This window comes from Aeromonas sp. CD (genome assembly GCF_033349375.1).
Classification (GTDB): domain Bacteria; phylum Pseudomonadota; class Gammaproteobacteria; order Enterobacterales; family Aeromonadaceae; genus Aeromonas; species Aeromonas hydrophila.
The window spans coordinates 1,364,003-1,386,912 of the sequence record NZ_CP137631.1 but is presented as its reverse complement, the minus strand read 5'-3'; the positions used below and the strand labels follow the sequence as shown (position 1 = coordinate 1,386,912).

Sequence of the window (22,910 nt, the reverse complement as noted above, 5' to 3'; positions counted from 1 at the left end):
CATCAGGGCGCACAGCGCACTGTCTTTTCTGATTTTGTTTGTGGCATAGTGCCTGAAAAAACGCGCAGCCTGCGCAGACTCAGGCGCCAACAACACAAACGGAATCATGACAGAGATGGAAAAGAAAATACTGCTGACGGACTGTCCGGACGCCAAGGGCCTCATCGCCAAGATCACCAACATCTGCTACAAGCACCAGCTCAACATCAACAAGAACGACGAGTTCGTGGATCACGAAAACGGCCGCTTCTTCATGCGCACCGAGCTGGAGGGACGCTTCAACGACGAGACCCTGCTGGCCGACCTCGATGATGCCCTCCCCGCCGGCGCCCAGCGCCGCCTGGTCAAGGCCGGCAAGAAACGCATCGTCATCCTGGTGACCAAGGAGACCCACTGCCTCGGCGACATCCTGATGAAGAACTACGCCGGTGCGCTGGACATGGACATAGTCGCGGTGATCGGCAACTACGACACCCTCGCCGAGCTGACCGGCAAGTTCGACATTCCGTTCCACACCGTCAGCCACGAGGATCTGAGCCGCACCGAGCATGAAGAGCAGGTGCGCGCCATCATCGACGGCTACCAGCCCGACTACGTGGTGCTGGCCAAGTACATGCGAGTGCTGACCCCGAGTTTCGTCGAGGCCTATCCGCGCAAGATCATCAACATCCACCACTCTTTCCTGCCCGCCTTCATCGGTGCCCGCCCCTATCGCCAGGCCTTCGATCGCGGGGTCAAGCTGATCGGCGCCACCGCCCACTTCGTCACCGACGATCTGGATGAGGGCCCCATCGTCGAGCAGGACGTGATCCACGTCGATCACACCTTCAGCGCCGACGACATGGCCAAGGCTGGCCGCGACGTGGAGAAATCGGTGCTGAGCCGGGCACTGGAGCTGGTGCTGAACGAGCGGGTGTTCGTCTACGGCAACAAGACGGTGGTGTTCAAGTAATCCCGGCCACTGAAAACAACAAAGGCTCCCGCGGGAGCCTTTGTTTTATGTGCACGAAAGCAACGTCAATCAGAGCGGCAGACCATTGACGGTCATGGCCCCCTTGTCGAGCTTGAGCTCGGCCGTCAGCTGCTCCTTGTTCGCCTTGAGGTAACCCATGGCGGCGAACTGATCCAGCATGGGCGCCAGCTGCGGCACCGCCTTGCCCAGCTTGCCGCTCAGGTTGGCGTGCAACAGGCCGGAGAGGGCGTGCATGCCCTCTTCGCTGTTGAACAGCTGCTCGAGCGAGGTGGCCGCCAGCTTGATGTCACCCTTCATGGCCACCGGCTCGCCATTGAGGTGGGAGCTCAAGTCCACCAGCTCCAGCGTGGCGCCACGCTTGAGCATCTTGTCCAGCGCCTGCTGGATCGCTTCCTCTTCCACGCCCTGGCCACTGGAGGCCTGCAGCGCCTGATACCCTTCCAGATCCAGCCCCTTCAGATTGAGGGCCAGCTTGCTCTGAGTCAGCGCCAGGTTGTCGGTCTCGTTCTCCAGATTGAGGGTGTCCACCTTCATCTGGTAACTGCTGGAGAGGGTCTGGGCATCATCCCCCGCCAGCTGGGTTTCGGTGGTCAGCCCCTGCAGGGAGACCTTGACGCTGTCCGGTAGCTGTACCGACAGCGCGGAGAGGGTCATGTCGCTGCGGGGAGAGAGCCAGATCCCGCTGATCTCGGCCATGTCGGCACTGCCCTTGAGCTCGGCCAGCACCATGTCCATCTTGTTCTGCTCTTCGTGCACCGTCATACCCTGCCAGTGGAAGGTGACGTGACCGTTGCCTTCCAGATCGCCGTGATAGTCGCCCTTCATCGGCAGGAAGTTGAACTCGTCGAGCCCCTGCTTGATCTTGAACTCGTTGGCCCAGAAGCGGCTGCTGTTGCTGGCGGTCCACAGGCTGCTGACCGACTCGATGCCGAACTGCCACTGCTCCATCTTGAAGGCGTTGAACACCGGCGCCAGCGAACCCTGCTTGGTGTCGAGCAGCATGTGGCTCTTGATGTAGAGCGGCAGGATGCGGCTGTTGACGATGAACTGCGCCTCGACCGGTTCACTCCCCTCCAGCTGACCATCCAGGCTGGCCAGGGTCTGCGGGGTGACCACCACCTTCAGCACGCCATCGCGAGCGAACAGGTTGCTCGAGCTCGGCAGCCAGCTCAGTTCGACGCCGCTCTCCTGCTTCACCTTGGCGATCTGCTCGGCCATGATGCGATCGAACGTGTTGCCCGTGTACCAGCAGGCACCCAGCCCACCCACCACCAAGGCCGCCGTGACGGCCAGCGCTACTCGCTTCTTCATCTTCTTCTGTTTCTCCAGGGAGTGATTGCCGCACTCTACGGGGCCAGCTTGGGGCTAGGCAAGCGCAATTCGGCGCCTGCCGCAATTAAGTGATGTCACAACAAGGGGCTGAACAGGTAGAACATGTTCTCCATCACCTTCTTGTACCAGGGGCGTGCCCGCCACTTGGCCAGCGACATGGGGGTCGCCTCTATCATGTAGCCCTGCACCAGCTGGGTCATCTCGGCGACGAACACCGGGTTGTCGATGAGCAGGGTCACCTCGAAGTTGAGCCAGAGGCTGCGCCGGTCCAGATTGACCGTGCCCACCAGGGCAAAGTCGTCATCCACCAGCACGCTCTTGGTGTGCAGCAGGCCGGCGTCGTAGCGATAGACCTCCACCCCCGCCTCCAGCAGCTCCTCCATGAAGGCGTTGCAGGCGTAATTGGCCATCAGGGAGTCGTTGCGCGCCGGCAGCACCAGCTGCACCTGCACGCCGCGGGCCGCCGCCGAGGAGAGCGCCGCCGCCAGCGGATCGTCCGGCACGAAGTAGGGGGTGGTCAGCACCAGATGGTGGCGGGCCTGGTAGATGGCCAGCAGCAGGCTCTGCTGGATGCAGTCGCCGCCGACGAAGGGGCCGGACGGAATGAGCTGGGCCCGGTAGTTGCTCTGGGGCCAGGCCTCCGGCTCGTGCTGCAGGCTGTCGAGCAGCCGCTCGCCAGTCTCCATCTCCCAATCCCAGACGAAGATGGACCACATCAGCGGCACCATGGGCCCCTGCACCCGGATCATGATGTCGACCCACTGGCCGACCCCGGCGTTCTGCTTGAAGAAGCGGGGATCCACCATGTTCATGGAGCCGGTGTAACCAACCCGGTCGTCGATCACTACCAGCTTGCGGTGCATGCGCAGGTCCTGACGCTGGAACGGGATGCGCCAGGCCCCGACCGGCAGCACCTCCACCAGCTTGACCCCGGCCTTGCGCAGCTTTTTCGGCCAGGACGAGCGAAAGAAGGTCTTGCTGCCCATGGAATCGAGCAGCAAGCGACAATCCACGCCGCGCGCCGCCACTTCCATCAAGGCTTCACACACCTCGTCGGTGTCGCCGCCCGGGTGCCAGATGTAGAACTCCAGGTAGCAGGACTGGGAGGATTGGCGGATGTCGCGCACTATCTCGCGCAGGATGGCTTCCGGCTTGCTCAGCAGCGTCATCCGGTTGCCGGAGAGCATGGGCATGGCCAGCCGGCCCTGGATCAGATCGTGCAGCGGCTGGGCCTTCTCCCCCACCTCGCAGCAGTGCTGGGGGAAGAGCCGGGCCAGTTGGCGGATCCAGATGGCGTAAGGGCGGTACATGGCCTGCGCCCGCTCGGCGCGGCGCCGACCGAGGCGGATCTCGCCGAACAGCACGTAGAAGCCGACCCCGGCAAACGGGATGGCATAGATGAGGGCGAGCCAGGCCAGCGAGACCCCGATGGGGCGCCGTTTCATCACCACCCGAAATGAGACCCCCGCCACGATCACGGTGTGAAACAGCAGCAGCAACCAGCCGAGGAACTGGGAAAACAGCAGTTGGATGTCGTGCTCCAGACCGTTGATCACGAGAACTCCTTTTACAGACGAGTGAAATGCGGTGGGCAGATCCCGCGAAGCCAGGATGGTATGCTGTAAAACACACCCATTCTATCAGGTCGTTAGCATGATCCTGCAATCTATGCTGCTCAGTCTGGCCATGCTAGGTCAAGGCTCATATGACATCAATGAGCAACAGATAAACCAGTACCTGCAATCCCAGGTGCAAGTGAACAAACAGCTGGAGCTGCCCGGCATCATCAAGGCTCATGTGCAACTCGAACAGAGCGATGTCCAGATCGGGCGCCAGAGCCCGGACACCGCCCGGGTCTATGGCAAGGGCAAGCTCAAGATCGCCCTGCCGGATCAGACCGAGTACGACGCGCGGCTGAACATGACCTATGAGGCGAGACCGCGTTACGACAAGGCGCAGAGCGCGCTGTTCCTAGACAACATGAAGTTGATTGAATACAAGCTGGAGCCGGAGGCGGCGCAGCAGAAGTTCGGCTTCATGCTCGGCATGCTGCTGCAGAGCATGGAGAAGCGGCTGGAGACCCAGCCGGTCTATCGGCTCAACGACAAGGATCCGAACCAGGCCTGGCTGAAGGAGAATCTGTTGGGGCTGGAGCTGTCACCGGGCAAGATCCACCTGTTGACCAAGCCCCAGTGAGTCGTCAGTTGTAGACCGGGGCCTTGGCCTGGCGCACCAGCAGCTCGATCTGGTAACCCTGTTCGCGCTGCTGGTCATACAGCGAGAAGAGCGGCCCCTCCAGTTCATGCAGGGGCAGGTCGGCGAAGCCGGCCTTGAGGTAGAACGGCTTTTCAAACGGCAAGGCCTGACACACCACCGGCTTGTCCTGCAGATCATTGCAGGCGTGCTGCAACAGGCGCGAGCCCAGCCCCAGCGACTGGTAGTGGGGTAGCAGACGAAAACCGCACAGATGGTAGTAATCCTGTTCGTCGCGCAGACGCACGGCACCCACCAGCCAGTGGGCGTCGCGCACCACGAAGATCCGCTCGGCCAGATCCGGCACATAGTGGGAGAAAGTGGTTTCGTAGTAATCCCTGATCAGGGAAAGGTCTGCATCACAGTACTCTTCGAACGTGAGTTCCATCGCCCGCTTGCCTATCACACCCGTTCCATCCATGGCCATTCGGCCCGGTCCTCATACATTGATGTCGGTCGCAGAGATCCGACCAGATTGACGATATCACGGCTTTTAATAACAAAAAAGCCAATAACCACACCGAGTTGCATAATTTTTAACATGCCGTCAGCCGGTCTGGCCAGTGGCGATCCTATCACGGCAAGCCAGTGGCAGACACTGTTTGCGCCTCTTCCCCGCCCTTTACGGCTGCCCGCCATTTCTTGGCCCGCAACTCACTGATTTGGCTCTACAAACCCTTTTCGTAAATATTTGTTAACAAAAAAATGCCGCTCTCCCTCTGTATAAAAAGCCCCATTTGAATAGCAACTTTGGCATTTACCCCTATGGTGAAGCCTTGGCATAGCCTTGCGCTGTTGTTGCCCGCGTGGGTCCATCCCTACACCGACACCTCACCACTTTGCCAAGGAGTTACCATGTCCAGACCGATCCCCTCCCTGCTGATGCTGGCCCTGCTTCCCGCCGCCGGCTGGGCCGGCGACATCCATGCCCCGCTTGCCCCCTATCACTTCACGGCGCAGCAGCTTGCCACCAGTCAGACCCCTGTCCTCCCCCTGGATGAGGCCCACTTCGTGTTCGGCGCGGCGGCCATGGCCTTCGATCTGCACGACTTCTTGCTGCAGCAGGCGTCCCACCTGTTGCCCAAGGAGGAGGTGATCCTGCACTGGAGCGGCATCACCAGTCTCAACCCCCAGTTGCTGCTGGCCCTGATGGAGGCGAGCAGCCAGCTCATCTCGGCTCCCTCCGAGCAGGCCATGGCGGCGCCGTTCGCCAGGCTGGTCAAGGCCAGGGGCTTTGACAACCAGCTGGAGCTGATGGCGCGCCAGCTCTCCGAGCGCTTCTATCAGGCTCGCGCCCAGCAAAGGCTTATGCAGCGCAGCGCCCCCGCCCTGGCGCCGCAGGCCGCGCACCAGGCCGCCATTGCCAGTCTGCTGAGCACGTCAATGCAGCGCCAGCTCGGTGAGCAGTGGCGGACCCTGTTCGGCCAGGATGCCATGACCTCCCCCAGGGGCGGCGCCGCCGCCCCCGCCGCACCGCTGGCCGGCGGCCAGTTTCAGCTGCCCTGGCGCCAGGGCTACAGCTGGAAGGCCAATGGCGCCCACTCCCATACCGGCTCCGGCTACCCCTACTCTTCCATCGATGTCTCCTACGACTGGCCGGGCTGGGGCGGCGCCACCTACACGGTCACCGCCGCCAACAGCGGCACCGTCACCGTCTTCTCCCGCTGCCAGGTGCGCGTCACCGCCCCCAACGGCTGGGCCACCAACTACTACCACATGAGCGGGATCTCGGTGCGCAGCGGCGACTACGTGGCCGCCGACACCCCCATCGGCACCTATGCCGGCAACCGCAACGAGGCGCTGTGCGAGGGCGGCTCCTCCACCGGCCCGCACCTGCACTTCTCCCTGCTCTACAACGGGGTGTTCCAGTCCCTGCAGGGGCAGCGGCTGAGCAGCTATGCCGTCAACGTCGGCGCCAGCAACTACGACGACAACTGCAACCGCTTCTGGCTCTACAACCAGCGCAATGGCCAGCGCTACTGCGCCTGGCAGCCACTCTACAACAACGGGATTGACTGAGCCGAAAAAAGCCCGGTGAAGTGATTGAAAAGTCAGTAATGACGCGGCCTGCGCGGTTTTTTGCAAGCCGTCACAGATCCGCACAGTCCGCTTTGAAAGTGCTCACAAAATCGCCGCACGGCGATTGCTGGCAAGACAGGCCGGTGTGAGGCTCTGGGTGCCCATCTGGGCACCCAAAACAAGGACTGACAATAATGAAACACACAGCGGGAATCTGGGCGATCGCAGGCATGCTGATCGCTCCTTTGGCACATGCCGACGTCATACTGCACGCCTTCAACTGGAAATACAGTGAAGTCACCGCCAAGGCCGATCTCATCAAGGCCGCCGGCTACAAACAGGTGCTCATCTCGCCACCCCTCAAGTCATCGGGCAACGAGTGGTGGGCACGCTACCAACCGCAAGATCTGCGCCTCATCGATACCCCCCTTGGCAACAAGCAGGATCTGGAGCAGCTGATCGCCGCCATGCAGGCGCGGGGCATTGCCGTCTATGCGGACGTGGTGCTCAACCACATGGCCAATGAGAGCTGGAAGCGCAGCGATCTCAACTACCCCGGCAGCGAGCTGCTGCAAAGCTACGCCGCCAACCCCGGCTACTTCGAGCGGCAGAAGCTGTTTGGCGATCTGGGCCAGAACTTGCTCGCCGGTCAGGACTTCCACCCGGAAGGGTGCATCAGCGACTGGAACGATCCGGGCAACGTGCAGTACTGGCGGTTGTGCGGCGGCGCGGGCGACAAGGGGTTGCCGGACCTTGACCCCAACAACTGGGTGGTGAGCCAGCAGCAGGCCTACCTCAAGGCGCTCAAGGGGATGGGGATCAAGGGCTTTCGGGTCGATGCGGTCAAACACATGAGCGATTACCAGATCAACGCCGTGTTCACCCCCGAGATAAAGCAGGGGATGCACGTGTTCGGCGAGGTGATTACCACCGGCGGCGCCGGCAGCAACGATTACGAGCGCTTCCTCAAGCCCTATCTCGACAGCAGCGGTCAGGGCGCCTATGACTTCCCGCTGTTTGCCTCCCTGCGCGGGGCGCTCGGCTATGGTGGCAGCATGAACCAGCTGGCGGATCCGGGGGCCTATGGCCAGGCGCTGCCGGGCAGCCGGGCGGTCACCTTCGCCATCACCCACGACATCCCCACCAACGACGGCTTTCGCTACCAGATCCTGAACCCGACCGACGAGAAGCTGGCCTATGCCTACCTGCTCGGCCGCGACGGTGGCTCGCCGCTGGTCTATTCGGATCACGGCGAGACCCAGGCCAAGGACGGGCTGCGCTGGCAAGATTACTACCTGCGCAGCGACCTCAAGGGGATGATCCGCTTCCACAACGCGGTGCAGGGCCAACCCATGCAGCTGGTCGGCAGCGGCGACTGCTTCGTGCTGTTCAAGCGCGGCAAGCAGGGGCTGGTCGGCATCAACAAGTGCGACTACGAGCAGGAGTACTGGCTCGATACCGCCAAGTTCGAGATGAACTGGTATCGCAACTACCGGGACGTGCTCGACCAAAACGCCGTGGTCAACGTGCAGAGCCAGTGGGTCCGAGTCGCCATTCCCGCCCGCAGCGCCCGCCTCTGGCTGCAGGAGTAAACCGGCAACTGCCGCGCGAGGCCGCCACTGGGCGGCCTCTTTATTTGCTCTGCCGCTGCTATTTTCTCGGCCGAGTGCACGGGGCGGTCAGAGCGGGCTTGTTCTGCCCGCGCCGTGATGCTTTACTCAACAAGGCTAACGAGGCTGAAGGAGCAAGCCGTTGAAAGCATGGATGTTGATGGGATTGATCCCGCTGTTCTCCCCGCCCGGCTGGAGCCAGACACCCGCCCCGGCCGAGGTGGTGATCCTCACTGCCGAGCCGCCGGCACCGCCCCCCGCGGCGCCCCCCGTCACCATGCACACCCCGGGGGTGCTGCCGCCCCCCGAGCCGGCCAGCCCCCCGCTGCCGCCCGGCACCCGCCAGATCCAGGTCTACAAGTCGGTGCAGAAAAACGGCGTGGTGCGCTACTCCGACATGATGCCGGAGCAGGGTCACTACGAGCTGCTGCTGTTCAACGACTGCTACGCCTGTGACCCCGACTCCAAGGTCAACTGGCACACCACGGGGCTGTTTCTCTATGACTACGCCAGCACCATCCAGGCGGCGGCCAAGGCCTATCAGGTGGAGCCGGCCCTCATCCGGGCGCTGATCCACGCCGAGTCTGCCTTCAACCCCCTCGCGGTCTCCCGCAAAGGGGCCATGGGGCTGACCCAGCTGATGCCGGCCACGGCGCGGGAGCTGGGGGTGGGCAACGCCCTGCTGGCGGAGCAGAACATCTTTGGCGGAGTGAAATACCTGGCGGGGCTGCTCAAGCAGTATGGCGGCAACGTGGCACTGGCCACCGCCGCTTACAACGCCGGCGCCGGTGCGGTGCAAAAGCATGGGGGCATCCCTCCTTATGCTGAAACCCGCGCCTATGTGGAACGGGTACAGCTGCTGCGCCAGCGCTACAAAGACATGCTGAGCGCCAAGGGGTTGTAGCCCCTCCCCTCTTGCCTGCGACCAAGTTACCCTGCGGGCCCTTGCGGTCCGTTTTCGTGCCCGCCAGAAACGAAAAAACACGCCCGGGGGCGTGTCGATACCACACTTTGTTGCCCTGACGGATCAGGCTTTGGTCGCGATCGCGCGATAGGCCAATGCACCCAGAATGGCACCGACGATGGGCGCAACCCAGAACAGCCACAGCTGGCCCAGTGCCCAGTCCCCTACGAAGAAGGCCACGCCCGTACTGCGCGCCGGGTTGACCGAGGTGTTGGTCACCGGAATGCTGATGAGGTGAATGAGGGTCAGACACAGGCCGATGGCGATGGGAGCAAAACCGGCCGGGGCCCGGCTGTCGGTGGCACCCATGATGACGAACAGGAAGAAACCGGTCATCACCACTTCACACACCAGCGCCGCCAGCATGCTGTAGCCGCCCGGGGAGTGCTCGCCATAGCCGTTGGAGGCAAAGCCCGCCGCCAGATCGAAACCGGCCTGACCGCTGGCAATCACGTAGAGCACCGCCGCTGCCGCAATCCCGCCCAACACCTGAGCGACCATGTAGGGCAGCACACCGGAGGCCGGGAAACGACCGCCGGCCCACAGCCCAATGGTCACGGCCGGGTTCAGGTGACAGCCCGAGATATGGCCGATGGCGTAAGCCATGGTCAGCACGGTCAGACCGAACGCCAGTGCCACGCCGAGCAGGCCGATGCCGACGTTCGGAAAGGCGGCGGCCAGCACGGCGCTGCCGCAGCCCCCCAGCACCAGCCAGAAGGTGCCCATGAATTCAGCTGCAAAAGGTTTCACTTCTCAACTCTCCCAATGATGGATGAAGCGGGAGCCTGTGGCTCACCGGGCCGCACCACGCGGCCGGCGCACATTATGGGAGTCCCGATCGGGCAAGCGAAGGGAAGCGAGGAAGGCAGAAAAACGTGACTTGCGTCACAAGCCATTGATTAACTGAGAAGATTGTTGTTAGCGCCCGAGTGGGCAGTAACATGAGGCGGAAAGGATGTGCGACAGCTTGTGACTCTGTTGAGGCTTTTGCCGACAGTCGCCGCTGCCAGAGGAGACAACTAGCCGGCACATGGCCGCTTGCCCGATATTGCCGGTATCAGACCGGCAATATCGGCTCAGCGGTAACGACCGCGCACCGATCCCGTGCTGCGCCCGGCCATCTTGATCAGGATTTGGCGGGTATGGAAGTGGCAGAGCGCCACCCCGAGGGCATCCGCCGCATCCGCCTGGGGGGTGGCCGAGAGCTTGAGCAGGTGGGTCACCATGTGCTGCACCTGCTCCTTGGCGGCGCCGCCGGTGCCCACCACCGCCTGCTTGATCTGGGTGGCCGAGTATTCGCTCACCGGCAGCAGGGCATTGACCGCCGCCACGATGGCGCTGCCGCGAGCCTGACCCAGCTTCAAAGCCGAATCGGCATTGCGCGCCATAAAGACCCGCTCGATGGCGAACTCGTCCGGTTTGAACTGGGTGATGATCTCGCTCACCCCGTCATAGACCTGCTTGAGGCGCGACGGCAGCTCACCCAAATCGGTGCGGATGCAACCCGAGCCCAGGTACTCCGCCTTGCCTGCCACGATGCGAATGACCCCGTAACCTGTGATGCGTGAACCCGGGTCTATCCCCAAAATGATGCTCATGGACGGGCCACCCAGGCCATCATGGCGGGGATCCGTTCCCGTTTGGCAAGGGCGGCCAGCCGGCCACTCCGTTTCAATAGCTGGTTCATAACACTCTGTCGCTCTGCTGGCAGTTCATGGCCGCCAAGATAGCAAACAAGCGCCCGCTTGGCTTGCACGGCAACGCCCCCGCCAATCAACTGCGCAGGGATGCGCCATCTCATACAGTGGTCCGGCGATTTTTTCGCCCGCCGCCCCGCCCATGCCCTAGGCAAACCGGCGCGGCGATCACCTTCATTCCCCCGCCAAGGCCACCAGTTGCTCTGCCAGCCGGTGGCTATGCAGGTAACTCTCAATCAGCGCCCCGTCGGCTCGCCCCGCCTCAATCTGCTGATACCAGTGAGCCAGCATGGCGACGAAGCCCCGTTGGGTAAGCACCGACTGCCAGTCGTCCGGCGCCAGGGTCTGCACGGTTTTATCGCGGGCCAGAGTGCCCCGGGTGCAGTTTTCGATATGCAGGGAGAGGTTGTCGCCATAGGCATCGATACGCTCCTCGGTGAGGCCGGCGCTGCGGTTCATGCTGCCGCTCACCGCCGCCTGCCCGCTCTGCCAGGCCACGCTCACCCCGGCCAACAGGTTGTTGTCCTTCGTATCCGGTCGCAATACCGCATGGACCTCCCCATCTGGCACGCCGCCGTAGTAGCAGAGGCTGTCGAGCACATGGATAAAGTCGTCAAACAGAAACGAGCGCGGCGCCCCTGGCAGGGCGTGGCGGTGCTTTTGCCAGTTGAGCTCGGTGAGCGGCTGACCGCGGGCTTCGCTCATGGCGGGCAGATAGCGGCGATTGAAGCCGACAAACAGCGGGCGGTTCTGCGCCAGCGCCAGGTTGGCAAGCTCCTCTACCCCGGCAAGAGTGTCGCACAGCGGCTTGTCGACAAAGGTGGGGATGCCGGCGCGCAGGCACTGGGCGGCCAGCTCAAGGTGCACCGCGGTGGCGGCGTGGATCATCACCGCATCGGGGCGGCTTGCCAGCAGGTCACCCAGCTCGGTGAAGCACTCGGCGATCCGGTACTGGCGGGCCAGCTTAGCCAATACCGCTGGATTGCGGGTACAGAGCAGCGGGGTGACTCGCTCGTCACTGGCAAGCAGCGGCAGATAGGCTTTCTGGGCGATATCACCCAGACCTACGAGGGCAATGCGCATGGGGACTCCTTGTGGCGGCGGGTTATGGGTGCCGTTTTATCCGGCAACGGCTGACAGGGTAGCATCCCCGCCGACCCGGACACAGCCGATGGCTGGCCCAGCCCCACCCTCTGCTCGGGGAGTGTCATTTTTGGCTCCATCTGGCTAAGATGCCCGCTTTTGGACACAAGAAGCGCCAAGGAGTGCCATGCCAAGCTCAACCCTGCTCTCGCTGTTTCGCTACAAGGCCTGGGCCGATGGCGAACTGCTCGACGCCCTCGCCACCCTGGATACCGCGCAATATGGCGAGGCCCACCACACAGCCCTGCGCATCTTCAACCATATCCATGTGGTCGATGCCATCTTCAAGGCCAATCTGCTGGGGGAGCGGCACGGCTTTACCGCCACCAATACCCCGCAAACCCCGACCCTTGCTGCGCTGCGCTGCGCCATCAGCAAACTGGATGACTGGTATCTGGATTACGTCGCCGGCCTGAGTCAGGCAGATGGCGAGGCCGTGCTCTCGTTCAACTTCGTGGATGGCGGCCAAGGGCAGATGAGCCGTGCCGAGATGCTGCTGCACCTGGTGACCCACGGCGGTTATCACAGGGGGGCGATCGGCCGGATCCTGGTGCAGTGCGGCATCACGCCGCCGCGCGATACCCTGACCACCTTTTTGCATCGCAGCGAACCCGGGCGGCGGGGCCATTCTGCCCTTGCAGAGGGCGAGGCCCACCCATGAAACGCACCTGTTTGCGGCTCACACCGCTGCTGCTGATCGGGCTGCTAAGCGGCTGCGCCGCCGCCATCGATCACTACTCGGGGCGCTTTCGCAACACCCTGGCCGCGGGGGAGACCCGCGCAACCATTCGCGCCGAGCTGGGCGATCCCCAGCGTTGCCAGCAGGCCGCCTATCTGACCGAGGATAAGGTGCAGGGCTGCGATCGCTTTACCGTGCTCGGCAAGATCCACAAGCGCACTGATGGCAATGGTCAGGCCACGGCGAGCGCCGTGACTATGGGGCTGGGGGAGCTGATCCTGATACCGATGACGGTGGCCGGCGTGGCGGCGGATTACAGCCAGCGCCACACCCTCACCGTCTATTACGATCGGGACGATCACTATCTGTTTCACACCCTGCTCAATGGCAAGGGGCAGGAAGTGTGGCAATAAGGGGCTATAAAGCGGAACGCTTTGCTGCCCCATGGCCAGGTGACAGCCGTTTGCAGGGTGACTCGGGAAATCCCGTCAAGATTGCTCCCGGCGATCCAGCCACTTGCCCACTCTGGCCCCCAGCTCGGAGCAGAGCAGCGCCGTCACGGCGGCCCAGAGCAGCTGGTTGCCATCAAAGCCTGCCTGCTTTTCAAAGAAAAAAGGCACCAGCAGATTGAAGCCGATGATCCCGAGCAGCAGCCCAAGACCGCTGCCCACCTTCTCCCTGCGGGATCGCGTTTTTATTGCCATCTGATTGCTCCTGTTGGAGTGAGATAAAGGGGCACCTATCGCCCCTGAACATTCCCGGCAAGATAACAAAGCCTCCCCCGATGAAGACAATCATCTTTTGAGCTTGGACATCCAATCCTTATCACTACCGCTCGATGGCCAACTGCTAGGGGCTGACCTCTGCTGGGTGATGTGAAGGATCCGGAGCCAAGAGAGTTTGATACCGATCAAAAAACGAAACTTTTCTGATTGTTAAGTCAATTTGATACTCACATCCGCAGTTTCGTTTGGCTTACCATAGCCATCCAGAACCTGTTGAACTGCGATGGGTTGCTGCCAGCGCGGGCCAAGAGTGCATATTGGAAGCTGTAATTCCTGAGCTGCTACATATTTTCGCTAATACAGTGTTTCCTAAGCATGAAATTAGAAGCCTAGAAACCAGAGAGAAAATAAATTTCGTGAGGAGAATAATGTATGGATACCGCTTTATGTACTCTGGATAACTCACATTGGAAAGCATCAGAATTCTTTGCACTAAGCGATGCCGAGCTACAAACACGCAGACGCAATCTTGTGTGTTCTACATGTGGTGGTGACGCTTGGTTTAGGCAATCAAGCTATGGAAATAAATCACCTCACTTTTGTGCCCACCATATTGACCAATGTATAGAGGCAACAAATTATGAAGTTGTAGGTGAGGGCGATGGTGGAGATGGGCAACCTGCGGCTGAACCAGATAGTGGAATTATTATCGATTTAGGTTTGGATAAGAATTACTCAATAGATGTAAAACAAAAAGATGTTGACCTTCATATTGCCACGGGCCAGCAAAGAGCCCCAATAAAAATTACGAATGCTGGTGGAATAGATTATCCAGCACACTTAACGTTAAAAAACATACTTTATAAATTAGTTCGCTCTGACAAGCTTTATTTGTCTGATACAAAAGTCATTCTCCCTGACAATAGATTTCCAGAGCTGCCAGATAGAGCCAACAAACTATTTGTTAACTTTAAAGATGTTAGCGAAGATCTCAATCAAAAAAAACGTATCTACTGGGGATTCATTAGTGATGCAGGGTACACTCCAGATGGCAAATTATGGTTGAATGCTGGTCGTCGAACAGATGGACTAAGTGTTGCAATTAACCCTGACATCACAGAACCTTTTAGAGAGTACTTCAAGGTTACAGAGTCATTAGAGCAACTTGAAGGCTGTCATGCATTAATAATTGGTGATTGCTATTATACCGGTAAAGGAAAACCTGTAATTTGGTGTGCAAATTTAGATTTTATCGTATTACGCCGCTACAATTTTGAGTCTGAACTATAAGTAAAATTAGCGGCCGTTAGTCGAACATATGAGATGAGAAAAAATGCCATACTCAGCAACAGTTTTTAATGTATTAATTGCATCACCATCTGATGTGCCGAATGAACGCCAAGCGATAGCAGAAAGTTTGCATGAATGGAATTCACTTCATTCAGAAAGCACTGGAAAGGTACTCTTGCCCGTTATGTGGGAGTCTCACAGCGCTCCTAGCATGGGGGACCGCCCTCAAGGCATTATTAACGAGTTAGTTGTTAAGTCCTGCGATATGTTAATTGGTGCGTTCTGGACTCGCATTGGCTCACCAACAGGTGTCGAGAACAGTGGAACTGTCGAAGAAATAAAATGGTTTCTGAAAAATAAAAAACCTGTAATGCTTTATTACTCTGACGCCCCCGTTCAGCCAAGCAAAATAGATAATAATCAACTAGAAAAGCTTGAAGAATTTAAAACAAGCATTCGCAATCAAGGTATTCAAGAAAGCTATTCCACCGTTGAAGAACTCAAAACAAAACTATCTCGTCATCTAACTATTGTAACACGAGGCATCTCTGTGGGAACTGTGGTTGCTGCCTCTGTAGTTAAAGAAGCAAAGGAATCAACGAAATCTGTATCGACAATTCCATCACCGATTGCAAAAAATACACAAAGCGCTCGAGACTTAGCCATTTATCTTGAGGACTACACAGAAAAATCCTTTGTTGTTCGTGGTGACACTAAGTCAAAAAAAGAAGAGTTAAAATCCCTCGGTGGAAAATGGATCAAAACTCGAGATGGTAGTTCCGCGTGGAATTTTTCAAAAAAGAAAATAGAAGAAGTAGGAAAACTCCTTGAAATAGAACCAATTTTAACAAAGATATAGTATCGACGTTTATGAACCATGAAGATGTGGTGTATTGTACTAAATACACCATATTTATGACATAGATGGTTCTTTCCAGAAAATAAAAACGAAACGTTCCCATACGGAAAAAATAAAAAAGGAGACCATTTGGTCGCCTTTTTATTTCTATCGCTTTGCTAATCAGCAAATATCACCGAGCAGGTCGCTTGGCGCCATTCCCTTTGGCCGCAGGCTTGCCGCCTTGAGTGGCAGGTTTGGCACCCGGCTTGGCAGAGCCGGCGCGGGTCGGGGCCTTGCCCTTGTGGGCTGGTTTGCCTGCGGGTTTACCCTGACTTGCGCCCTGCCCAGCACCCTGTACGGCAGACTTGCCGTTGCCAGCCCCTTTCTGGAGCTGGGAGCCCACCGGTTTGCCATTGCCCGCCTTGCCGCCATTTCTGCTGGCCGCCGGGGCATTAGCTGCACCGGCCTCGCTGCGGGCGGCCTTGTTGCCGGCACCATTGCTGCGCTGGTGAGTGATGGCACTGTGGCGGGTCAATGCAGGCTTGAGGCCCTTGCTGCGGCTGCGCTCGGCCTTGGCTTCGCCACGGCCTTCCGGCGGCACCAGGCAGTCGGGGCCGTTGCCGATCAGGTGACCCTTGCCCATCTCCAGCAGGGCTTCGCGGATCATCGGCCAGCCGGCCGGATCGTGGTAGCGCAGCAGCGCCTTGTGCAGGCGACGGCGACGCTCCCCTTTCACCACGAACACGTCCCCGCCCTGGCGGCTCACCTTGTTGAGCGGGTTTTTCTCGGTGTAATACATGGTGGTGGCGTTGGCGAGCGGCGACGGGTAGAAGTTCTGCACCTGATCGAGCTTGAAGCGATTGGACTTGATCCAGAGCGCCATGTTCACCATGTCTTCATCCGTGGTGCCCGGGTGGGCGGAGATGAAATAGGGGATCAGGTACTGTTGCTTGCCCGCCTCTTTGGAGTACTTGTCGAACAGCTCCTTGAAGCTGTAGTAGCTACCCATGCCCGGCTTCATCATCTTGGAGAGCGGGCCCTCTTCGGTGTGTTCCGGCGCGATCTTGAGGTAGCCGCCGACGTGGTACTTGGCCAGCTCCTTGATGTAGCGCGGATCTTCCACCGCGATGTCGTAACGCACCCCGGAGGCGATCAGGATCTTCTTGATGCCCTTCAGGTCACGCGCCTTGCGATAGAGGTTGATGGTCGGGCTGTGGTCGGTATCCATGTGCGGGCAGATGGTCGGCCAGACGCAGGAGGCGCGTCGACAGGTCTGCTCGGCCTTGGGGCTCTTGCAGCGCAACTTGTACATGTTGGCGGTGGGGCCGCCCAGATCCGAGATGACGCCGGTAAAGCCCGGCACCTTGTCGCGGATCTCTTCGATTTCTTTCAAGATCGACTCTTCCGAGCGGCTCTGGATGATGCGCCCCTCGTGCTCGGTGATGGAGCAGAAGGAGCAACCGCCGAAGCAGCCGCGCATGATGTTGACCGAGGTCTTAATCATGTCGTAGGCCGGGATCTTCTCGTTGCCATAGGCCGGGTGCGGCACTCGCTGGTAAGGCAGGCCGAACACCCCGTCCATCTCGTCGGTTTCCAGCGGGAAAGCGGGCGGGTTGACCCAGATGATGCGATCGCCGTGCGCCTGCGACAGGGCGCGGGCGCAGCCCGGGTTGGTCTCGTGGTGCAGGATGCGCGACGCATGGGCGTAGAGCACCTTGTCTTCCTTCACCCGCTCGAACGCCGGCAGCTTGACGTAGGTTTGCTCCCACGGCTTTTGCTTGGGCGGCTGCACCAGGATGGGCTTGGCCTCCTGCTCCACCGGCGCGGTGCCTTCGTCATCCGCGCAGGGCGCTCCTTCCATATAGGGGTTGGGGATGGGATCGATGCGGCCAATCTGGTCGAGCTTGCTCGAATCCACCCCGCGCCAGCCCGGCAGCGGCTCCTTGCGGATGACGGCGGTGCCGCGAATGTCCTGCATGGTGTCGATGGTCTCGCCGCCTGCGATGCGGTGGGCCACCTCGATCAACGGCCGCTCGGCGTTGCCGTAGATCAGGATGTCGGCCTTGGCGTCGATCAGAATGGAGCGACGGATGGTCTCGGACCAGTAGTCGTAGTGGGCAATGCGGCGCAGGGATGCCTCGATGCCGCCGATGACCACCGGCACCTCTTTATAGGCTTCTTTGCAGCGCTGGGTATAGACCAGGGTGGCGCGATCCGGCCGCTTGCCGCCCACATCCCCCGGGGTGTAGGCGTCGTCGTGGCGCAATTTTTTGTCGGCGGTGTAGCGGTTGATCATGGAGTCCATGTTGCCCGCCGTCACCCCGTAGAAGAGGTTGGGCTTGCCCAAGCGCATGAAGTCATCCTTCGATGACCAGTCCGGCTGGGCGATGATGCCGACCCGAAAGCCCTGGGATTCCAGCATGCGGCCAATGACCGCCATGCCGAAGCTCGGGTGATCCACGTAGGCGTCCCCGGTCACCAGCACGATGTCGCAGCTGTCCCAGCCGAGCTTGTCCATCTCCGCGCGGGACATGGGCAGGAAGGGCGCCGTGCCGTAGCACTCGGCCCAGTAACGGGGATAGGAGAAGAGGTTGGTAACCGGCTGCATTTTGACCACCTGGAACAATTCGGGTCGCGCATTATACCGGCAGAGCAAGGCCGGGGCGACGGCTTTTTGCCCCTACGATAGATACGGAAAAGGCGAGCCAGCGGGGCTCGCCTGAAAAGTGCTGGTTGATTGTCGGCTCAGGCCAGCACGCGGGCCAACACGATGCGGTTGTAGTGGCGCTGCAGCAACTGATAGCCGCCCAGCAGGCACCAGACCAGGGCGGGTGCCAGGAACACCGGGTGGGTGGCCAGGCGCAGCATCAGCAGGCCCAGCAGGATCAGCGCGAACGGCCGGCTCTCGTAGAGCCACAGCGGCCAGCCCTGCTTTCGCAGTTGCTGCTTGTCGGGCCGGCGATAGGCGCCTCGTCGAAACCAGGCCAGCGAACCGGCCAGATAGAATGCCAACCCGGCCAGCAACAGCCCCGGCTGATCGGCAATTCCCAACAACAGCAAACCGCTGCCCATATAGGCAAAGGGCAGCGGTTCATAAATGGCTGATGGCAACATAGCTCACCTCAACATTAAACTGGCTACATATTAACCCGCTTACCCGAGGATGCCATCAGCTTGCAGTGCTTTTCACCTATATGGGTGTAGGCATCAGGCCGCCGGTTTGTCCTGCTGCGAGGCGGCCTCGCTGGCCGCCAGCGCTTCATCCACCAGCTGATCCCGCGCCCCGGTCATGCCGGCCCGTTTGGCCAGCAGATGGTAGATGGCTGGCACCAGCAGCAGGGTCACCAGGGTCGCCAGAGAGAGACCGAAGAACACCACGGTGCCCACCGACATCCGGCTCTCGTAACCCGCCCCCATGGAGAGCATCAGCGGCACGGCCCCTATGATGGCGGTGAGCGAGGTCATCAGGATCGGGCGCAAGCGGCGCACCGAGCCTGCGATGATCGCCTCGTCGAACCCCTCTCCGCGCTGGCGCAGCTGGTTGATGAACTCGACGATCAGGATGCCGTTCTTGGTCACCATGCCGATCAGCATGATCATGCCGATCTGGCTGTAGATGCTCATCTCCTGCCCCGTCAGCCAAAGGCCGAGCAGACCGCCGAAGATGCCGAGCGGCACCGTCACCATCACCACCGCCGGGGTCAGCATGCTCTCGAACTGGGCCACCAGCACCAGATAGACCACCAGCAGGGCCAGACCGAACACCATCACCATCTCGCCCTGGTTGTCGCGATAGTCCTTGGACTCGCCGGCATAATCCACCGTCATGCCGCTTGGCAGGTTGGCGCTGGCCCAGCCGTCCAGGTAATCCAGCGCCTCGCCCAGGGTATGGCCCGGCGCCAGATCCGCAGTCAGGGTCACCGCCTTCTGGCGCTGGTAGTGGTTGAGGCGCTGCGGGCTCGCCACCTGCTTGACGGTGGCCAGGGTCGAGAGGGTCACCATCTCGCCGTTGGCCGCCTTGAGGTAGATGCGGCTCAAGTCGGAGACGCCGTTGAAGTCGCGCTGGTTGGCGCGCAGGTAGACGTCGTACTCCTCTCCTCTGTCTACATAGGTGGTCTGGCTGATGCCGCCGAGCAGGGCCTGCAGGGAACTCGCGACGGTGGAGACCGGGATGCCGAGCTGGTTGGCCCGATCCCGCTCTATGGTCACCTGCAGCTCCGGGGTCTTCTCGGCATAGTCGAGATCCGGCGTCTCCATCAGGCCGCTCTGGGCTGCCGCCTCTTTCAGGGCCAGCCCCTGCTGATAGAGCTCGGCATAGTCGGAGCCCTGCAGCACGAACTGCACCGCCGCGGTGGAGCCGCCGCGAAAGCCCGGCTGGAAGGTGCGGATCATCACGTCCGGAATGCCGGCCAGCCGCCCGCTCAGGGACTTGGCGAACTCGGTGGCGGTCTCATCCCGCTCGGCCCAGTCGGTGAGCTGGATGATGGCCATGCCGGTCTGATCACCGCCGCGGCCGAAGGCCGGGGTGCTGAAGCTCATGGCCTGCACCACCCCCTTGCCGAGCAACGGCATGATGGCCGCCTCCACCTGCTGCATGTTGCGCTTCATCCGTTCGATGCTGGTGCCCTCGGCCCCCTTGACGAACACGTAGAGCACGCCCCGATCCTCGGTCGGGGTCAGGCTGGTGGGCAGCTGGGCAAACAGGGCGCCAATACCACCAAGGCAGAGCACCAACACCAGCGGGGTCCAGCGCGAGTGGTGCAGCATCCAGCCGAGCAGCCGGCGGTAGTGGGTCTCCACCCAGCCGAGGCCGCGATCGAGCGCCGCCGTCAGCCGGTTGGGCCGATCCACCGAGCGCATCAGCCAGGAGCCCATGGCTGGGGTCAGGGTGAGCGCGATCAGCGACGAGAAGAGCACCGCCAGCGACAGCAGGATGGCGAATTCGGTAAAGAGCCGGCCCACCATGCCATCCATGAAGGCGATGGGCACAAACACCATCACCAGCACGGCGGTGGTGGCGATCACCGCAAAGCCCACCTCGCGGGTGCCGTGCCAGGCGGCCAGCAGGGGCGGCTCACCGCGCTGCAGATGGTGGTGAATGTTCTCCACCACCACGATGGCGTCATCCACCACCAGGCCGATGGCGAGAATGAGCGCCAACAGGGTGATGAGGTTGATGGAAAAACCGAGATACCAGGCGCCGATAAAGGCGGAGATGAGAGAGACCGGCACCGTGATGGCCGGAATGAGGGTGGTGCGCCCCTGCCCCAGGAACAGGTAGAGCACGGCCACTACCAGCACGGCGCAGATGGCGAGCGTTTCGTACACCTCGTCGATGGCCTGCTTGATGAAGATGGTGGAGTCGTAATCGACCTCCAGCGTTGCCCCCTCCGGCAGGAAGCGCTGCATCTCGGCCATCTTCTGCTCGACCCCCTGCGCCACCGCCAGCGGGTTGGCGGTGGACTGGGCGACGATGCCTATCCCTAAGCTCTCGCGGCCGTTGCGCTGGTAGGCGCTGTCTTCGTTCTTGGCGCCCACCTCCACATCGGCGATGTCGGCCAGATAGATGCTCTGGCCGTTGGCGGCGGTGCGCACCTGCAGCGCCTGGAAATCGGCGGCGGTGTGATAGAGCCGGGCGATCTGCACCGCCATGGTCATGCTGTTGTTGCGGATCTCGCCGCCCGGCAGCTCGATGTTCTCGCGTTTGAGGGCGTCCTGCACATCCGCCACCGTGACGCCGCGCGCCGCCATGTCGGCCGGGCGTAGCCGCACGTACATCACCTGGGTCAGATCGCCGGAGAGCGACACCTCGCTCACCCCGTCCACCAGGCTCAAGGGATCCACCAGTACCCGGTTGGCGTAGTCGGTCATGGCGGTGCGGTCCATCTGGGTGCTGCTGAAGTTGAGCCAGACCGCCACGTCGCCGTTGCCGTTGTCCTTGGTGACCAGGGGTTCATCCACCTCGTCCGGCAGCTTGGGGCGGGCGCGGGAGATGGCGTCGCGCACATCGGAGATCCCCTCCACCATGTTCCAGCCGAGCTTGAACTCCACCGTGATGACAGAGCGCCCCTTGCGGGTCACCGAGTTGATGTTCTTGATGCCGCTGATGCCGGAGAGCTGATCCTCGATGGGCTTGGTGACCTGGCTCTCCATGACGGCGGGGGCGGCCCCCTCGTACATGGTGGTGATGGAGACGGACGGCGTCTGCACATCCGGCATCTCCCGCACCGTCAGCTTGGAAAACGCCACCAGACCGAACACGGTGAGCAGCGCGCTCAGCACCACCGCCACCAGCGGGCGGCGGACAGAGATATCGGAGAGCCACATCAGCCTTTGACCTCCGCCAGATCGTGCACACTGACGCCGTCACGCAGGTTGACCAGCCCCTCGACCACGATGCGATCACCCACCTTGAGCCCTTCGGTCACCCACACCTCTTCGCCATGGGTATCCCCCAGCACCACCGGCACCCGCTTGACCTTGCCATTGGGTTCGAGACGATAGACGAAGCGCTGTTCGCCGGCATACTCCACCGACTGGGCCGGGATCAGGGTCATCTTCTGTGGCGGCAGGGAGAGTTCGACGTTGAGCAGCATGCCGGGGCGCAGCTGGCCGTCAGGATTGGGGATGATCACCCGCGCCTTGATGTTCTGGGTATCGTTGGAGACGCGGCTGTCCAGCGTCTCCAGCACGCCGCGGAAAGATTGATCCGGCCAGGCCGAACTGGTCGCCGTCACCGCCATGCCGGGGCGCAGCAGCGAGAGGTAGCGCTCGGGCACCGCCAGATCGAGCCGCAGCTTGGCCAGCTCGTCCAGGTGGAGCAGGGTATCGCCGCTGTTGACCAGGGCCCCTTCGCTCAGGTCGATGAGGCTGACCGAACCGTCGAACGGCGCCAGCAGGGTGCGCAGGGAGAGCTCGTACTTGGCGGCATCGGCGCGGGCCTGAGCCTGGGCGACCGTGGCCTCCTGCCCTTCCAGCTCCGAGGTGGTGATGGCACCGCGCGCCACCAGCCGGCGCATGTCCCGCAGCTTGCGGCTCTCGTCGCGCACGCTGGCGCTCTGCTCGGCCAGCTCCGCCTGCTGCTTGCCGGCATCGAGGGCGATCAGCACATCCCCCTGCTTGACCTGCTGGCCGGATCGCACCGCGATCTTGACGATGCGGCCGGTTACCTCCGGGCTTATCACCACGGAGCGGTTGGCGGCCAGCTTGCTCACCAGCTTGATGGAGGGTTCGGCCAGACTCTGGCTGACCGTCTGCGCCCTGATGTTGACCTGACGTGGCTGGGGTTTGCCGACTGGGGCGGAGTGGCGGTAATACCAGCCGGCGGAAATCAGCAGAGAGAGGCAGGCAAGCACCAGCCATATACGCATTTTCATCAAGCAAT

The 22,910-nt window shown here is 61.1% G+C and carries 20 protein-coding genes; 9 read left to right on the top strand and 11 right to left on the bottom strand.

The features are described from left to right. Window positions 1-115: 115 nt before the first annotated feature. Window positions 116-952 carry a formyltetrahydrofolate deformylase gene (gene purU, locus R2E40_RS06450; RefSeq protein WP_011705222.1) on the top strand — a complete coding sequence of 279 codons (837 nt, stop codon included), beginning with the start codon at window positions 116-118 and terminating at the stop codon, window positions 950-952. 69 nt (window positions 953-1,021) lie between these two features. Here the strand turns inward: purU and R2E40_RS06445 are convergent, their stop codons facing one another. Both R2E40_RS06445 and cls read right to left on the bottom strand, forming a co-directional pair. After that, window positions 1,022-2,284 carry a DUF945 family protein gene (locus tag R2E40_RS06445; RefSeq protein WP_318165034.1) on the bottom strand — a complete coding sequence of 421 codons (1,263 nt, stop codon included), beginning with the start codon at window positions 2,282-2,284 and terminating at the stop codon, window positions 1,022-1,024. Window positions 2,285-2,379: 95 nt separating this feature from the next. Next, entirely contained in the window at window positions 2,380-3,861 is a 1,482-nt protein-coding gene (gene cls / locus R2E40_RS06440; RefSeq protein ID WP_011705220.1) for a cardiolipin synthase, read from the bottom strand. 97 nt (window positions 3,862-3,958) lie between these two features. Between cls and R2E40_RS06435 the strand changes: the two genes are divergently transcribed. Beyond that, a complete protein-coding gene (locus tag R2E40_RS06435; protein WP_026080151.1) occupies window positions 3,959-4,501 on the top strand; it encodes a DUF1439 domain-containing protein in 543 nt (180 codons plus the stop codon). A 4-nt stretch (window positions 4,502-4,505) separates the two neighbouring features. Here the strand turns inward: R2E40_RS06435 and R2E40_RS06430 are convergent, their stop codons facing one another. Continuing rightward, window positions 4,506-4,985 carry a GNAT family N-acetyltransferase gene (locus R2E40_RS06430; RefSeq protein WP_011705218.1) on the bottom strand — a complete coding sequence of 160 codons (480 nt, stop codon included), beginning with the start codon at window positions 4,983-4,985 and terminating at the stop codon, window positions 4,506-4,508. 428 nt (window positions 4,986-5,413) lie between these two features. Here R2E40_RS06430 and R2E40_RS06425 point away from each other — a divergent pair, with 428 nt between their 5' ends. From R2E40_RS06425 to R2E40_RS06415, 3 genes are all read left to right on the top strand, one after another. Further along, window positions 5,414-6,577, top strand: a complete 1,164-nt coding sequence (locus tag R2E40_RS06425) for a M23 family metallopeptidase (RefSeq protein WP_318165033.1) — start codon at window positions 5,414-5,416, stop codon at window positions 6,575-6,577. Window positions 6,578-6,807: 230 nt separating this feature from the next. Continuing rightward, complete coding sequence (locus R2E40_RS06420; protein WP_024944430.1) at window positions 6,808-8,169, top strand: alpha-amylase family protein; 1,362 nt, start codon at window positions 6,808-6,810, stop codon at window positions 8,167-8,169. Window positions 8,170-8,341: 172 nt separating this feature from the next. Further along, a complete protein-coding gene (locus R2E40_RS06415; protein WP_045790367.1) occupies window positions 8,342-9,091 on the top strand; it encodes a lytic transglycosylase domain-containing protein in 750 nt (249 codons plus the stop codon). Window positions 9,092-9,214: 123 nt separating this feature from the next. On the opposite strand, the gene aqpZ is transcribed toward R2E40_RS06415, so the two are convergent. From aqpZ to R2E40_RS06400, 3 genes are all read right to left on the bottom strand, one after another. Continuing rightward, complete coding sequence (gene aqpZ, locus R2E40_RS06410; protein ID WP_011705214.1) at window positions 9,215-9,901, bottom strand: aquaporin Z; 687 nt, start codon at window positions 9,899-9,901, stop codon at window positions 9,215-9,217. Between the two features lie 326 nt (window positions 9,902-10,227). After that, window positions 10,228-10,749: a crossover junction endodeoxyribonuclease RuvC gene (ruvC, locus tag R2E40_RS06405; protein ID WP_005298649.1), complete on the bottom strand. Its 522-nt coding sequence runs from the start codon at window positions 10,747-10,749 to the stop codon at window positions 10,228-10,230. Between the two features lie 273 nt (window positions 10,750-11,022). Further along, window positions 11,023-11,931 carry a Gfo/Idh/MocA family oxidoreductase gene (locus tag R2E40_RS06400; protein ID WP_318165032.1) on the bottom strand — a complete coding sequence of 303 codons (909 nt, stop codon included), beginning with the start codon at window positions 11,929-11,931 and terminating at the stop codon, window positions 11,023-11,025. A gap of 187 nt (window positions 11,932-12,118) precedes the next feature. Here R2E40_RS06400 and R2E40_RS06395 point away from each other — a divergent pair, with 187 nt between their 5' ends. Then, window positions 12,119-12,652: a DinB family protein gene (locus tag R2E40_RS06395; protein ID WP_318165031.1), complete on the top strand. Its 534-nt coding sequence runs from the start codon at window positions 12,119-12,121 to the stop codon at window positions 12,650-12,652. Then, window positions 12,649-13,083 carry a hypothetical protein gene (locus R2E40_RS06390; RefSeq protein ID WP_318165030.1) on the top strand — a complete coding sequence of 145 codons (435 nt, stop codon included), beginning with the start codon at window positions 12,649-12,651 and terminating at the stop codon, window positions 13,081-13,083. The genes R2E40_RS06395 and R2E40_RS06390 overlap by 4 nt, the downstream gene beginning before the upstream one ends. 75 nt (window positions 13,084-13,158) lie before the next feature. Here R2E40_RS06390 and R2E40_RS06385 read toward each other — a convergent pair whose 3' ends face one another. Next, window positions 13,159-13,374: a hypothetical protein gene (locus R2E40_RS06385; RefSeq protein WP_318165029.1), complete on the bottom strand. Its 216-nt coding sequence runs from the start codon at window positions 13,372-13,374 to the stop codon at window positions 13,159-13,161. A gap of 453 nt (window positions 13,375-13,827) precedes the next feature. Here R2E40_RS06385 and R2E40_RS06380 point away from each other — a divergent pair, with 453 nt between their 5' ends. Continuing rightward, window positions 13,828-14,685, top strand: coding sequence for a hypothetical protein (locus tag R2E40_RS06380; protein ID WP_168966057.1), 858 nt, complete (start codon window positions 13,828-13,830; stop codon window positions 14,683-14,685). 43 nt (window positions 14,686-14,728) lie between these two features. Beyond that, window positions 14,729-15,544 carry a hypothetical protein gene (locus tag R2E40_RS06375; protein WP_168966059.1) on the top strand — a complete coding sequence of 272 codons (816 nt, stop codon included), beginning with the start codon at window positions 14,729-14,731 and terminating at the stop codon, window positions 15,542-15,544. Between the two features lie 172 nt (window positions 15,545-15,716). Here the strand turns inward: R2E40_RS06375 and R2E40_RS06370 are convergent, their stop codons facing one another. The 4 genes from R2E40_RS06370 to R2E40_RS06355 all read right to left on the bottom strand — a co-directional run bounded on the left by R2E40_RS06370 (window position 15,717) and on the right by R2E40_RS06355 (window position 22,902). Next, entirely contained in the window at window positions 15,717-18,134 is a 2,418-nt protein-coding gene (locus R2E40_RS06370; protein ID WP_318165028.1) for a YgiQ family radical SAM protein, read from the bottom strand. 137 nt (window positions 18,135-18,271) lie between these two features. Beyond that, the gene (locus R2E40_RS06365; RefSeq protein WP_011705202.1) at window positions 18,272-18,640 is read right to left on the bottom strand and encodes a hypothetical protein; all 369 of its coding nucleotides are present in this window, start codon (window positions 18,638-18,640) and stop codon (window positions 18,272-18,274) included. Window positions 18,641-18,733: 93 nt separating this feature from the next. Next, window positions 18,734-21,853 (bottom strand): efflux RND transporter permease subunit, encoded by a 3,120-nt coding sequence (locus R2E40_RS06360; protein ID WP_318165027.1) that lies wholly within the window; start codon window positions 21,851-21,853, stop codon window positions 18,734-18,736. After that, window positions 21,853-22,902, bottom strand: a complete 1,050-nt coding sequence (locus R2E40_RS06355) for an efflux RND transporter periplasmic adaptor subunit (RefSeq protein WP_318165026.1) — start codon at window positions 22,900-22,902, stop codon at window positions 21,853-21,855. Before R2E40_RS06355 ends, R2E40_RS06360 begins: the two co-directional genes overlap by 1 nt. Between the last annotated feature and the right edge of the window lie 8 nt (window positions 22,903-22,910).